This window comes from Streptomyces sp. CBMA152 (assembly GCF_014596475.1).
Lineage (GTDB): Bacteria > Actinomycetota > Actinomycetes > Streptomycetales > Streptomycetaceae > Streptomyces.
The window spans coordinates 150,762-164,533 of the sequence record NZ_MECJ01000017.1 but is presented as its reverse complement, the minus strand read 5'-3'; the positions used below and the strand labels follow the sequence as shown (position 1 = coordinate 164,533).

Here is a 13,772-nt window from a genome sequence, read left to right as displayed (position 1 = left end):
TTTAGGGGCGCGGGGAACTGCGCGACAAGCCCACGGCGGCCCGCAGACGAATCACGGCACCTCCACCGGCGCACTCAGCAACTCCCGTATCTCCCGAACAGCGGAGCGCCCCGCGCGATTGGCTCCGATAGTCGAAGCCGACGGCCCATACCCCACCAGATGCACCCGCTCATCCCGCACCGCACGAGTACCGTCGATCTGGATCCCCCCACCCGCCGTGCGCAGCTTCAGCGGCGCCAGATGGTCGATCACGGGCCGAAACCCGGTAGCCCACAGGATCACATCGGCATCCACCGACCGCCCGTCGTCCCAGACCACCCCGCCCGGGGTGATCCGGTCGAACATGGGCAACCGGTCCAGCACCCCCTTCGCCCGCGCCGCGACAATCGCGTCGTTCAGCGGCAGCCCCGTCACCGACACGACACTCCTCGGCGGCAACCCGAGCCGTACACGCTCCTCGACCATCGCGACCGCCGCCCGCCCCAGCTCCTCGGTGAAGGGGCCCTCCCGGTACACCGGGGGCCGCCGCGTCACCCAGGTCGTCGAGGCCGCGTATTCCGCGATCTCCATCAGATGCTGCGTGCCCGAGGCCCCGCCACCGACCACCACAACACGCTGACCTGCGAACTCTTCCGGACCCGGATAGTTCGCGGTATGCAGCTGGCGCCCACGGAACGTCTCCTGGCCAGGGTAGCGCGGCCAGAACGGCCGGTCCCAGGTGCCGGTCGCGTTCAGCAGCGCGCGCGTGGCGTACGTCCCCTCGGACGTCTCCACGAGCAGCCGCCCCCGCTCGCCCTCCCGTACCGCGTTCACCTCCACCGGCCGGTGGACCCGTAGCCCGAAGGTGTCCTCGTAGCGCGCGAAGTACTCCGCGATCACCGCAGAGGACGGCCGCGCCGGGTCCGCGCCGGTCAGCTCCATGCCGGGCAGCGCGTGCATTCCGTGCACCTTGCCGTAAGTGAGGGACGGCCAGCGGAACTGCCAGGCGCCGCCGGGCCGGGGCGCGTGGTCGAGGACCACGAAGTCGCGGTCCGGCTCCAGCCCGGCCCGGCGCAGATGGTAGGCGCCGGACAGACCCGCCTGCCCGGCGCCGATGACCACCACGTCCACGTCCTGCGTGTCCCGTGCTTCCTGCGCCACGAAGTCGTTCACGGTTCCACTAACCAAGGGGGGTGCGCAGATCTTCCCGGCGCGACAGCAGGGTCGTCCCTGTGCGAGACCCATAGCGCGCTACCCAGGACCGGGCGGCAGGATGGAGGCATGCCCGATGTCTTCACCACCCAAGTACTCCGTGTCACCACCGGAAGCTCCGAGACCGTATTCGATCTGACCCGGGACTGCGAGCGGTTCCTCCAGGAGGCGGCCGGTGGCCGGGACGGCCTCCTGAATGTGTTCGTCCCCCATGCGACGGCCGGCATCGCCGTTCTGGAGACGGGGGCGGGCAGCGACGACGACCTGCTGGCGGCGCTGCACACGCTCCTTCCGGCCGACGACCGCTGGCAGCACCGGCACGGCAGCCCCGGCCACGGCCGCGACCACGTGCTGCCGGCCCTCGTCCCGCCGCACGCCACGCTTCCGGTCGTGGCCGGGCGGCTGGAGCTGGGGACGTGGCAGTCGGTGTGTCTGGTCGACACGAACAAGGACAACCCGCAGCGGCAGGTAAGGCTGAGCTTTCTGGGCTGATATGCGAGGGGCGAATTCTCGCCAACGCGTACACCGGGCGAACTCGCGCCAATCGTCTGCCAGTTGACCGTGTGGCATCATGGCCGCGTTGTCTGCTCGGGGTTCGGGACCCCTGAATCGTGGGCGTGTTGAATCAGCGAGGTCAGGGCCGGGGATGAAGGTGTCCGATTCCGCGTTGCCGTCGCCGGAGGACCGTCGGCGCAGGCGTCGCCTGAAAAAGGTTCGCCAGACGTGTGAGGCTCTGCTCGCCCAGTGGGGTATGGACCACGGCTGCGGCATCGATGAACTCCACCGCTATCTGAGTGCGCAGAACGAGCGTCCCATCCATCTCATTCCGATGCCGTTCCCGGAGCGCCATCTCTTCGGCCTCTGGCTGAAAATGGACGACTTCGACATCATCGCGTACGAGAAGGCGGCCTCGGCGTCGCACAAGGAACACATCATCGCGCATGAACTGGCCCATATCGCCTTTCAGCACCGCGGCTCGGTGAAATTCGAGGAGAGCGGAACCGGCCCGCTGTTCTCGGACGTCGGCCCGGGCGTGGTCCAGAGCATGCTGATGCGTTCCCGCTACAGCGACGACGAGGAGCAGGAGGCCGAGATGATGGCCTCGTTGATCCTGGCCAGGGCCACCAAGCGATGGCTCGAACCCGCCTGGGGCGTGCCGGCGGAGGCCGCGGAGGTCGTCGCGCGTATCGAGAACGGCGTCGGCAAACCGGATCACGGATGAACGACTTCTATGGATTCCTGTCGTGGACCTGTGCCATCGGCGGACTCGCGGCTTTCGCCTATCGCCTTCCTGACCTTCTGCGCAGAAGGAACGACCCGGCGCTGTGGGCGCTGTGCACGTATTTCTTCTGCTCCGGGATCAGTTTCCTGGTCGACCTCGACGTTCTGCGGTTGCACATCTCCGCGCTTTTCGGCCGCCCCAACATCACGTCGCTGATCGTGCAGGTGGCGGTGGTCGTCCTGACCGCCGCCCAGCAGGTGGTTCTCGTCTACTGGTCCTCGCCGCCCGAAGAAGCCCCGCTCAGGGCCCGGCGCCGCATGCTGTTCTTCGGCGTCGCACTGACCGTGCTCTTCGTGGCGTCGTTCGTGGCGACCCCGTTCGCCAAGTCGAAATCGGCCACATCGACGATCCTGCTCAGCATTCAGGACGGCCGCTACGCGCTCTACATGTCCTTCTATCTCCTGATCTGCGGCATCGGTCAATTCGAGACCGTACGGCTGTCGTTGCGCTTCACCAAGATGGCCAACCGGCAATGGCTGCGGTTCGGTATGCGTACGGTGACCGTCGGCGCGAGCCTGATCATGGTCTACTGCGTCACGCGCAGCATCCAGATCGCCGGCACCCGGCTGCACTTCGACGCCTCCGCGCTCGACCCCATCCAGTGGACCTGCGGCAGCGTCGGGGCGCTGCTCCAGATCCTGGGGTGGACGATTCCGTCCTGGGGCATCCATCTCACCCGCGCGCTGGGCTGGTTGCGCAGCTACCGCTCGTATCTGCGGCTGCGGCCCCTGTGGTGGGCGCTGTACCAGGCGTCGCCCGACATCGCCCTCGACCCGCCCCGCTGCTGGCCGCGCGACCTCATCCCGCCCCGAGATCCGCACTACAGCCTCTACCGCCGCGTCATCGAGATCCGCGACGGCCAACTGATGCTGCGCACCACGCTGTCGCTGGCAGACTTCTCCCGTGAGGCCCGCTCCCTGGATCTGCCCGACGACCCGACCTCGCCGCTCGGCGAGGCGTTGCAGGTGCGTGCCGTGCTGAGCATTCCGGCCGAGGAACGTGCTGAGCGGGCCGACGCGTCCGACATCCCCGCACGGCCGCCGTACGACGACTTCCGCGACGAGGTGGAGTGGCTGACCGAGGTGGCGTCGTCTTTCACTGCGCTCGCGCAGGCCCGGCCCCGGCGCACCAACGTGCAGCTCAGCTCATGACCGTACGGTCCGCAGCGGCTTCGAGGGCTCGACCGCGCCCGGCCACGGCGTCGAAGGCTCGGCCGCGCCCCGCAACGGCTCCCGACGCCGACCCCGGCACGCTGATCCCGCTGGCCCTGGGCACCGTGCAGCGGCTCGTGTCGATCGACGCCGAGTGCGGGGCAACGGCCGCCGTACCGGCGGTACGCGAGGCGCTGCGGAGCATTCCACACCTGACCTCCGACCCCACTCGGCTGCGAGGCCGCGAGAGCGACCTCCTGGCCGCCCTCGCCGAACTGTGCGAGGTCATCGGCTGGATCCTCTTTGACGCGGGCTTCTACGGCCGCGCCCACCACATGAACGCCCGGGCGCTGGCCCTCGCCGAACTCTGCGGCGACCGCGGCATGTCCCGCCTCGTACTCCTGAACGACAGCATGCTCGACACCCACACCGGCCGCCCGAGACGCGCCCTGGAGACCGCCTCGCGCGTTGCCGGTCCGAGGCCGCTCCCCGCCAGGGTCAGCAGCCTCGTCCTGGTCCGGCAGGCGCACGCGAGCGCGCTGCTGGGCGGCCGCCGGGAGGCCGTGGACCTCATCTCCCGCGCCCAGAGCCGCTTCCTGGACGGCGTCTCGGCCGACGACCCGCACTGGGCCTGGTGGATCGACGAGATCGAACTGCTCGGCCACCGCGGCTGGGTGCACGCCCGGCTGCGCGAGTGGGACACGGCTGTCCCCCTCCTCTACGAGGCGGCCACGGCCCCCGGCCCGTCCTACCGGCACCTGTTCACCGCCGAACTGCTGGCAGCGCTGGTTGATTCCGGGGCGTGGTCCGAGGCGGAGGACCTGATCACGGACATCGCGCCGCGCGCGGGCGCGATCGGTTCGGTACGCACGACGCAGACGCTCGCCAGCACGGCGGCCCAACTCCTCGGCTGCGCCGACGCCCCGACGAATCTGCGGGACGCGGCAGCGTTCTTGCTGAAGTGCGTGCCGGGTTCCCCGTAACGCGTACGAGGTCGGCGACAGACCGCCGACAGCCACACCCCGGTCGGCGTCACGCCACTGAGAACACCCCCACCAGGACCACACCAACAGACAGGGACACCATGCTGCACATACGGTTGTCGACGCCCGCGGCCGCCGCCCTCGTGGCGGTCGCGCTCCTCTTCGTCACCCAGGGCCCCACGTCGGACGTCGCCTACGGGACAGCCACCGCGTCGGCCTCACGGCCCGCCGGGGGACACGGCAGCCCGTACATCGCCACCCACCTCTACTTCGGCTCCGGCCGCCACGGCGGCCAACCGCCCATCCCCGACGACGAGTTCATGAAGTTCGTAGCCGACGTGGTCACCCCCCGCTTCCCCTCCGGCCTGACCATCCAGGAGGGCCGCGGCCAGTGGCGCGACAAGAACGGCAACATCAACCGCGAGCGCTCGTACGAGCTGACGGTGCTGTACCCGGCGGGGGAGTTCCGCGTCCACGACCCGGCGATCGAGTACATCCGTCACCTGTACTGCACGAAGTACGCCTTGGAGTCGGTCGGGCGGGCGGATGTTTGGGCGCAGGCGGATTTCTGACTGCGGAGTGGAAGGGTGCGGGTTCGAATCCTGCCGAGTGCACGCCCCGTATCGAGTGCCGTCAGTTGGCGGGGAGTTGGTAGGCGAGGACGAAGGCGTCGGCGGCCATGACGGTGTCGCAGACTTCGACGGCGCGGCCTTCGGTGTCGTACGCGGTACGGATCAGATGGATCACGGGGACGCCGGTCGCGAGGTGGAGCATGCGGACTTCCTGCGGGGAGGGCATGCGGGCGCGGATCTCCTCCTCGAAGTGGTCGAGGCGGTGGCCCTTCTCCTCCAGGCGGGCGTAGATGCCGCCGGGGCCGGGGTTGGGTTCGGCGATCTGGGTGCCGCGCGCGATGTCGAGGGGGAGGTACGAGGTCGCGAACTCGACCGGGCGTCCGTCGATGAGGTAGCGGCGACGGCGGGCGAGGACCTTGCGCGGGGAGCCGAGGCGGGCGGAGACGTCCTGGGAGGGCTTCTCCTCCTTCACCTCCAGGCCGTCGACCTCGGAGTGCACGCCCGCGGCTTCGGCCTCCACCGTGAAGGCGGACTTGCCCTGATCGCGGTGGCGGCGAGCGAACCGGTCGGAAGCGAGTCGGCGCACCGGCGGGCGGGGCCGTACGAAGACGCCCCTGCCGTGCTCGGAGACCGCGAGCCCTTCGCCCTGGAGGATCGAGAGGGCGTTGCGAACGGTCATGCGGGAGACGCCGTAATGGTCGACCAGTTCGGTCTCCGAGGGCAGTTTGTCGCCCTCGCGGAAACGGCCCTTGTCGATGGATTCGCGCAGGTGGTCGGCAATCTGACGGAAGACAGCGCGGTCACTGGTCGGGTCCAGCGCGCCCAGAAGACCGGACGGGAGAGCCATGTACGTACTCCTTTGGATATCTAGACGAGCAGGTGACCCGGATCGCTATGGTGGAGAGCCTAGCCAGACCCGGGAGGGCCGAGGAACGTGAGCACCGATCGCCCGCACTCCGTCAGCGTCGCTGGCGTCATCGTCGACGACGCGGGCCGCGCGCTTGTGATCAAGCGGCGCGACAACGGTAAGTGGGAGCCGCCCGGCGGCGTGGTCGAACGAGAGGAATCCCTCCCCGAAGCCCTGCAACGCGAAGTTCTGGAAGAAACGGGCATCAAGATCGCCCTCCCGGCGATGCTGACCGGCGTGTACAAGAACATGACCGGCCTGATCGTCTCCCTGGTCTTCCGCTGTGAAGCCATCGACGGCGCTCCCACGGTCGGCGACGAGACCCGAGCACTGCGTTGGGTCACCCGCGAGGAAGTGGTCGAGCTCGCCGACGAGGCGTACGCGATCCGCGTCCTGGACGCACTGGATCGCATGTCCCCGCCGGCCGTCCGCGCACACGACGGCGTTCGACTCATCTAGCACGAGCCCGTGAAAACCCGGTCCATGGGCCGCCTGCCTGCAACTACATGCAGCGGGAGCCTGGGGGCTGATCTGCCCAGGTTCCCCGGAAGAAGTGGCTCGCGCCCGGCGCTGGACCCGGGATGTCTTACGGGCGCACCCCCGGGTCGACGACGTCCTCGTCGTCAGCGAGCTGGGGACGAACGCGCTGACTCACACGGCCGCGCACGTGCTCCAGGTGATGCTGACGGTCACCGAGGGCCGGGTGACCGTGGCGGTCACGGACTCGGGCGGGACGCCGGAAGGCCCGAAGGTCACCGAGGCGGCGGAAGAAGCCATTCACGGGCGGGGGTTGAGCATCGTCATGGCGCTCGCGAGCCGCTTGTCGGTGACGGGCGATGAGGCGGGCCGCACGGTGACGGCGGAGCTCCCATGCTGAGGGGCCGGGGTTCCTGCGCGAGTTCTCGGCCGAGCTCCGGGACACGGGGGAGCGCGTCAATGCCGCCGCCCTGGAGGTCGACTCGGTCGAGGAGGCGGTGCGCTGGGTGCGGATCGCGGTGCGGACGGCGCTGCCGGGCTTCGAGGGCGAGACGCTGCGGGCGGCGCGGGCGTTCCTGGCGGATGGCCGGATGGCCGGATGGCCGGATGGCCGGATGGCCGGACGGCCGGAAGGCGGAACGGGAGCTTCGCGAACAGCAGTTGACGACGCTAACCCTGGTCCAAGGCTCCTTGGCCATGGTGTGGCTGGTGAGCCCGATAGCGGCGGGCGAGCGCCGACGCATCTGCGTATGGCCCTGGGCCTGAGCTTGGGCCTGAGTAACAACTTTCTCTACAGGTTCAAGGCGGCCCGCTGACGCGGGCCGGGCCTGCGGCCTGCGCTCCTGTCTCCGCCCCGCTCTGGCCCGGCGGCACCCGTGCCGCACGCATGGCGACCAGCCGCCTGATGCCAGAGAAGGGGTACGCCGTGGCTGGGGCAGTCGGCTCCACGGATTTACCCACCTCCCCGGTCCGGGTCCCACGTCGAGCAAGACCAGGGGGCCACTCGGACACATCAGCGGGCAGGCCAAGGCTGCCCGAGTCGCTGGCAAGCGTATGGCCCCATGATCATGCTCAACCCCAAACCGGGCAGGACACCGGCCAAAGCCGCACAGCCGACCTCAGGTAGCTCATAGAGTGCGGGTATGGCTACCCCGCGCGAGCCCAATGGCCGCCCTCTGACCTTTTACAGCTTGAGTCTCGACGCTGCCATCGAGTATGCCCGCGCGGCTCTCGCTGAGGGGCTGAACGTTGTGATCAAGGACTGGGATCTCCGGGACACGATCACTTACAGCAGCTTTCAGGAGTCGCCGACGTTGGTGAAGTACTGGGCTGTGGAGATATCGGAGATGGACAGCGCGATGGGCTATCGCTCGACTTCAGCTCACCACGTCATCCAGGCTGTCGATCACACAACGCCTGAAGAGTACGGTGCGCTGCATGCGGAGGATCTTGTGACGTTCTGCCGTGACTACTACAGCAAGCTCGGCAAGCAGCCTTCTGACATCAGCAGCTGACCCCAACAGTCGTGGATGCCGCCGACCAAGGCCGAACAGCAGCGGCAGGCCAGTCGGGGCAGCAAGGCGGTTGGCCGAGGTTCCGGCCGCCCTTGGATCGACCTGATAAGGATGAGGCCTGGCCGCAAAATCTATGCCAGCGCGGTGCCGGCCTCATCCGATGGCCGCACTTGCCGCCTTGACACGGAATCAGACTCCGCCGACCTCTGTGGCCGCCCGACCGCCGCTACAACGATGATCGGGTTGTTGGTGCAGGGCTGTCGGCGAGGGGCAGTGGTTGTGGATCGTCTTGACGAGCTTCGTTACTCGGAGAGTTGCGCGATGGCCGCCCCATGACCAGGGGCTACGCGGTGATCGCTGCTACACCACTTGGTGGGACGCCATCCCTCGCCGTGACGATTGCGCTCTCAATCTTTGCCTTAAGGTGTTCGATTTCACGGTTGGCGCGCCGTGCGTATGACATTGAGTCTGGGTCTTCCCGGTGCGGTCGTCCGCTGGCCGTGCTTAGGCGTTGGTCAGGCGCAGGCGGGTGGTCTCGTACGACGAATTGGATATAACCGTGAAACATCGCTGTGGCTGGCTTTACGATGACGTGGTCAATCTCTCGGACGGTGAGTGACCGAATTCCTTTCATGCGTGGGCCGTAGCCTTCCTTGCGGATGGTGACGGTTTCGCCGTCGAAGTTGATGCTCCCGAGCACGCCTTTGACGGTGGTTAGTCTCTTCTGATCGCTGCATACAACCGGCGGTGTGACGGCCTCTGCGGACACTGCGCCTGAGGGTCCCTGGCCTCCTGCGGCAGGTGCGGCATCAGCACTGATCTGCTGCTCTTCCTGGTTCCGTGCGGTGCCGGCGCCAGGGGTGGGTGCAGACTGCGGCCCGACAGACGGCTGCCTGGGTGATATGCGGCCTGGCATGGTCGCTCCTGCGTCCTGCGACACCGTGCGAAGCCCGGCGACGAAACCGTCGAGATATGCCCTGCTCGGAGTAAAGGACCAACGGTCATAGCCGATCGGGTCGACCAGTGCTCCGAGGTGATCGGCGAGTAGCGGCAGCCAAGTTGGCCTCGTGGTGCCCGAGGGGGCTTGTCCCATCTGTATTTCTAGCCACCCATTGCGCCAGCCATCCAACCAGCCTCCGAAGTCGAAATCTCGGTTGGCAAGCTCATCGAGAGTCAGCCAGCCAAGGTGAGGAGCTAGGCGCACTCCGTCCTGGTAGCCGCGCTCTCGCGTGTGATGGCGATCGGCCTTCAATGCAGCGACTGACGCGTCGAGAACGGATGACGGATCTGCCGGGTCATGCTCGGCGGTGACGGTGCTCCTCTGCTTCGGCTCCGGACCGGGTGCCGTAGGGGCCGTGCGCCCGTTCGCGGTTGTAGCCGCGCTCCCGTGCGCGGTGGGTTGCGCAGCCTCCGACAGGGTTGCCGGGGTGGTGAGACTCAGAATTCCCTTGGAAGACTTGCGGACTGCGGCGGGTGATTGGCCTGCTGTCTCGTCTTCGCTGGCGAGCCACACACTCTGCGCGTCGATGAACTCCTGAAGTTCAGCGATAAATCTGTGGAGAGACTCATCGGTCAACTCATTGGCCCGCGGAACCTGAATCCACGTCGTTTCGCTACCACGTCGCAATTCCTTGGTGAGGTTGACCCAGAAGAGTCGCTTTTCGTCGCGGTCATAGACCACGCCCACCACAGGGAGACGGCTCTCCTTCCAGTCATCCCGATGGTCGGCGACAGGGATGGCGTACCCCTTGGCCCGCTTGTACTTCTGGCCGCTCTTCACCTGGATAGCGATGACGTGTCCGGTACGCCGGCCTTCACTGGCGAACCCAACGTATAGGTCTTCGCCGTGATCAGCGCCCCCGTCGATCTCCTGGACAAGGTGGTCATGCTCCTCGAGCAGCGTTCGCAGGGCGTTGACTCCTGCACGCTCGATCTTCCGGCTCGCGCTGATGGCCGCCACGAAGGGCACCTCCCCCGACTTGTCCCGCTACCCAATGCAGCGTAGCTGCCGGGACCGACTGTCCTGCCCGATCGTCAAGCATCGCGGGGAAGTTCGGCCCAGCCTCACGGTCGGACGGCAATGGTCTGACCGTGCCGTTGACCCAGACCGTCAGCGGCCGAGTGACCAGCCCAGTGGACCTCAATGGCCCCATAGCCGAGACTTCGGGACGAAAAGGTCGTGCCAGACGCATGCCAGATCGTACGGTCCCGACGTTGCGGCAACGGTGCTGCCGTGTGTGGTCACGCGGTTGCGTAGGGCAAGCCGAGATCGCAACGGAAGCGGAGCTGGGCCACTGTGGACACGCACAGCGAAGCGCGACGTATCGGGGGCGCGACTAGCCGAGTAACTGCACCTGGCCTTGCTTGCTCGCGGCTTCTACATCCCGATGCGCGCGGCTGCCCCCATAGGGGGCGTGGACGTGGAGCCGGTACGGGATGACGTCGCGCACCACCCAAAGCCGCTCCGCCGACCACACCGCGCCAGCCGATTGACCCGCATCGCGCGGCCGATGAAGGATGTGATCATGATGCTTCTTGCGGGCCAGACCGAGCCCAGCCCCGGCCCGTTCCTCCTGGTCTGGGGGCTAGTGACGCTCATCGGCGGCGGAGTGTTGGCGACCAAGAATGCGTCCGATCGCTTCCATGCCTTCGTTGTGGACAGGCTGGAGCAGGGGTCCGTGCATCAGGTCAGGGCACGGTCCGTCCGTCCTGGATTCGTACGCGGTATCGGCAGTCTCTTCGCCGTCTGTGGTGTGATCGCGCTGCCAACGTCGGTGATCATGATGACGCGAGGCTGAGGCCGGCACAGCAGCGCAGTGCCGAAGTCCTCGGAGATCACCGCAACTGCCGCCGCACCAGCTCATGCAAGGCCCCACCCGTATCCGCCAACAGCTCCCCAGGCGGGCCCTCCTGGACCACTCGGCCCTCCGACATCACCAGTACGCGGTCCGCGTCCAGGACCGTGGAGAGGCGGTGGGCGATTACCACGCGGGTGGCGGCCAAGGCGCGGGTGCTCTCGATGACCACGCGCTGGGTCTCGTTGTCGAGCGCGCTCGTCGCCTCGTCGAAGAAGAGGACGCGCGGGCGGCGGACGAGGGCCTGGGCGATCATCAGGCGTTGGCGCTGGCCACCGGAGACCGCGCCGCCGCCGGCGATCATGGTGTGCAGGCCCATCGGCATCCGCTGGACGTCCTCGGCCAGGCCCGCCATCGCGATGGCCTGCCACACCTCCTCCTGGCTGAACACCTCCGCGCCGCAGACGCAGTCGAGGATCGAGCCGGTCAGCGGCTGGGCGTTCTGCAGGACGACACCGCACTGGCGGCGCACGGCCGCCGGGTCGAGCGCCGTCAGGTCCTGGCCGTCGTACAGGACGCTGCCCGAGATCGGTTTGTCGAAGCCGATCAGTAGGCGAAGCAACGTGGATTTGCCGCAGCCGCTGGGGCCTACTATCGCCACGAACTCGCCCGGCCGGACCTTCAGAGAAACTTCGTCGAGTACCAGCGGGCCGTCCTCGCCGTAACGGAAAGACACGCTCCTCGCCTCGATCTCGCCCGTCAGGACGCCTGGCTGCGTGCTGGTGCCGTGCGTCTCGGGGGCCTCGTCGAGTACCGGCTTGATCTGCTCGTACATCGGCAGCGCTGCGGCCGCCGACAGGAACGCGCCGGTCAGCTGGGTCACCGCTGTCAGCAGCATCGTCACCGAGGTGTTGAAGGTCAGGAAGGCGCCCGCCGAGAGCGATCCGCGTGCCGGGCCCGCCAGAAGGACGAACACCACCAAGGAACACAGCGGCAGATACACCGCGTTGAGCACCGTCGTCACGTTCTTGATGCGGTCCGCCCGCTGCTGGAGCTCGCGGCTGCGGGCGAACTCCCGCGCCCACGCCGCGTACGCGAAGCTCTCCGCGGCGGCGACCCGCAGCTTGGGCAGGCCGCGCAGGGTCTGGAACGCCTGGTTGTTGAGCTTGTTGCCTAGCGCGACCAGGCGGCGCTGCCAGCGCAGTTCCCACATCCCCAGCGTCAGGAACACGCCCGCGATGACGAGCAGCATCGCCATCGCCGTCAGCGCCAGCGGGACGCTGAAGCAGAGCAGCAGGACGAGGTTCACGACGCCGATCGTGACCGACTGGACGACGACCGGGGTGATGCCCGAGAGCACCCGGCGGATCGCGCTGACCCCCATCGCCGCGCTCGCCAGCTCACCGGTGGAGCGTTCGGCGAAGAACTTCGTCGGCAGGCGCAGCAGTCGGTCCCACACCGCCGGTTGGAGCGTGCTCTCTATGCGCCCCTCCATTCGCAGGATGGTGAGGTTCTGCAGGAGTGTGAAGGCCGCCGCCACTATTCCCGCGACCATCACCGCCAGCGAGACCTGCACGATGAGGCCGCTCTCGGCCCGGGGTACGAGCACGCCCAGCACCTGCCCGGTCGCCAGTGGCACCAGCGCGCCGAGGCCGACCGTCACCAGCCCGGCGAGGATCAGATTGCGCAGGTCGGCGCGGGTGCCGCGCAGGCTGAAGCGCAGCAGTCGCCAGGTGCTCAACGGCCGATCCGGCAGCGGCCGGTAGAACATCACGGCGCGCGGCTCGAACTCGTCGGCGTTGGCGTCGTCGACCCGGGTGCGTCGGCCGGTCACGGCGTTGACCGCCTCGTAGCCGCCCCGGCGCCAGAGCAGCGCGACCGGGGCTCCGCTCGCGGCGCGGTGGCCGACCAGGGGCCCGGCGTTGTCGCGCCACCACCGCCCGTCGAGGCGCACCGGGCGGGTGCGGATGCGCGAGCCGACCGCGACCCGTTCGACCGGGTCGATGCGTTCGCTCACCGCGCCGCCGCGTGACGGCTCCATGAGGGTGATTCCTGCTGCCTCGGCGACCAGTCGGCACGCCGCGTACGTGGCGTCGTCACCGGCTGCCGTTTTCGCCGAACTCGCTTTACGGGGGCGGCCGATGGAGGTCACAAGCGCCCGGTCGGCCTCGTCGCGGACGGCCTCGCCCGCCTTGATCCCGGCCGCCGCCCGGTCCTCGTGGGCGCGCTCAAGGCGTTCGATCCAGCGGTCGAGGGCGGACAGCAGACGGTACTGCCGGTTGACCATGCCCTGCCACAGCGCGCCGTCGACGAGCAGGTCACCGGCCGCCTCCGCGCTGAACGCGGCGCCGTACTGGACGCTGCCGGGCGACATCGGCAGCCACAGGACGTCGTCGTCGGCCACCGTCTCGTCGACCTGCGTACGGCCGTCGAGCGGGGCCTCGAACAACACGCGCTGGCCGCGCCCGACGCCGAGCGAGAAGGCGTGTTCAAGGAGGCTGAGCGCGGCGTCGCCGGTGTCGTACTGACTGGGGTACTGGCCCTCGTACGCGCCGTACTCCGTGTCGTACGAACGGTACAGCTCGCGCAGCGGGATCCGGCGCAGTACGCACTCGCGCAGCGGGCGGCCGATGAGGGTGTGGCGCGGGCCCTCGACGGGGCCCAGGAGCAGCGTGCCCGGTTCGAGGCGGCCCAGGAAGTGCCAGTGGCCCTGCTCCACCGCGTCGACCGCGAACAGGTCCAGGGCGCCGCCCATGACGAGCCACAGCACCTGCGGCCCTTCGAGGGCGAGGCCGCGCAGTCCGGTGCAGTCGATGTGCCGGCCGAGGCCGCCGAGTGCGCCGATGACCGCGTCGGGTCCGGCCGCGCCGGCGTTCGGGAGGTGGTGGACGGATGTCACC

At 68.3% G+C, this 13,772-nt stretch carries 13 protein-coding genes; 9 read left to right on the top strand and 4 right to left on the bottom strand.

Going from position 1 to position 13,772, the window contains the following annotated elements; all coding sequences use genetic code 11:
• Positions 1 to 51: 51 nt before the first annotated feature.
• Positions 52 to 1,152, bottom strand: a complete 1,101-nt coding sequence (locus tag BG418_RS16910) for an NAD(P)-binding domain-containing protein (RefSeq protein WP_317453675.1) — start codon at positions 1,150 to 1,152, stop codon at positions 52 to 54.
• 108 nt (positions 1,153 to 1,260) lie between these two features.
• On the opposite strand from BG418_RS16910, the gene BG418_RS16905 reads away from it, so the two are divergent.
• The 5 genes from BG418_RS16905 to BG418_RS16885 all read left to right on the top strand — a co-directional run bounded on the left by BG418_RS16905 (position 1,261) and on the right by BG418_RS16885 (position 5,179).
• On the top strand, positions 1,261 to 1,683 hold the full coding sequence (locus BG418_RS16905) for a secondary thiamine-phosphate synthase enzyme YjbQ (protein ID WP_188274713.1): 423 nt from the start codon (positions 1,261 to 1,263) through the stop codon (positions 1,681 to 1,683).
• Between the two features lie 160 nt (positions 1,684 to 1,843).
• Complete coding sequence (locus tag BG418_RS16900) at positions 1,844 to 2,413, top strand: toxin (RefSeq protein ID WP_188274712.1); 570 nt, start codon at positions 1,844 to 1,846, stop codon at positions 2,411 to 2,413.
• Positions 2,410 to 3,624 (top strand): MAB_1171c family putative transporter, encoded by a 1,215-nt coding sequence (locus BG418_RS16895; protein WP_188274711.1) that lies wholly within the window; start codon positions 2,410 to 2,412, stop codon positions 3,622 to 3,624. Before BG418_RS16900 ends, BG418_RS16895 begins: the two co-directional genes overlap by 4 nt.
• Positions 3,621 to 4,607, top strand: a complete 987-nt coding sequence (locus BG418_RS16890) for a DNA-binding protein (protein ID WP_223184936.1) — start codon at positions 3,621 to 3,623, stop codon at positions 4,605 to 4,607. The genes BG418_RS16895 and BG418_RS16890 overlap by 4 nt, the downstream gene beginning before the upstream one ends.
• 101 nt (positions 4,608 to 4,708) lie before the next feature.
• Positions 4,709 to 5,179 (top strand): DUF3574 domain-containing protein, encoded by a 471-nt coding sequence (locus BG418_RS16885; RefSeq protein WP_188274710.1) that lies wholly within the window; start codon positions 4,709 to 4,711, stop codon positions 5,177 to 5,179.
• 61 nt (positions 5,180 to 5,240) lie between these two features.
• On the opposite strand, the gene BG418_RS16880 is transcribed toward BG418_RS16885, so the two are convergent.
• On the bottom strand, positions 5,241 to 6,026 hold the full coding sequence (locus BG418_RS16880; RefSeq protein WP_188274709.1) for a GntR family transcriptional regulator: 786 nt from the start codon (positions 6,024 to 6,026) through the stop codon (positions 5,241 to 5,243).
• A gap of 87 nt (positions 6,027 to 6,113) precedes the next feature.
• Between BG418_RS16880 and BG418_RS16875 the strand changes: the two genes are divergently transcribed.
• The 3 genes from BG418_RS16875 to BG418_RS16865 all read left to right on the top strand — a co-directional run bounded on the left by BG418_RS16875 (position 6,114) and on the right by BG418_RS16865 (position 8,077).
• Positions 6,114 to 6,545 (top strand): NUDIX hydrolase, encoded by a 432-nt coding sequence (locus tag BG418_RS16875; RefSeq protein ID WP_067162318.1) that lies wholly within the window; start codon positions 6,114 to 6,116, stop codon positions 6,543 to 6,545.
• A gap of 37 nt (positions 6,546 to 6,582) precedes the next feature.
• Positions 6,583 to 6,963 (top strand): ATP-binding protein, encoded by a 381-nt coding sequence (locus BG418_RS16870; protein ID WP_188274803.1) that lies wholly within the window; start codon positions 6,583 to 6,585, stop codon positions 6,961 to 6,963.
• 742 nt (positions 6,964 to 7,705) lie between these two features.
• Positions 7,706 to 8,077, top strand: a complete 372-nt coding sequence (locus BG418_RS16865; RefSeq protein ID WP_188274708.1) for a hypothetical protein — start codon at positions 7,706 to 7,708, stop codon at positions 8,075 to 8,077.
• Between the two features lie 343 nt (positions 8,078 to 8,420).
• Here BG418_RS16865 and BG418_RS40900 read toward each other — a convergent pair whose 3' ends face one another.
• Complete coding sequence (locus BG418_RS40900; RefSeq protein ID WP_188274707.1) at positions 8,421 to 10,037, bottom strand: DUF4365 domain-containing protein; 1,617 nt, start codon at positions 10,035 to 10,037, stop codon at positions 8,421 to 8,423.
• A gap of 454 nt (positions 10,038 to 10,491) precedes the next feature.
• On the opposite strand from BG418_RS40900, the gene BG418_RS16855 reads away from it, so the two are divergent.
• Entirely contained in the window at positions 10,492 to 10,875 is a 384-nt protein-coding gene (locus BG418_RS16855; RefSeq protein WP_188274706.1) for a hypothetical protein, read from the top strand.
• Positions 10,876 to 10,912: 37 nt separating this feature from the next.
• On the opposite strand, the gene BG418_RS16850 is transcribed toward BG418_RS16855, so the two are convergent.
• Positions 10,913 to 13,771 carry an NHLP bacteriocin export ABC transporter permease/ATPase subunit gene (locus BG418_RS16850; protein ID WP_188274705.1) on the bottom strand — a complete coding sequence of 953 codons (2,859 nt, stop codon included), beginning with the start codon at positions 13,769 to 13,771 and terminating at the stop codon, positions 10,913 to 10,915.
• Position 13,772 lies beyond the last annotated feature (1 nt).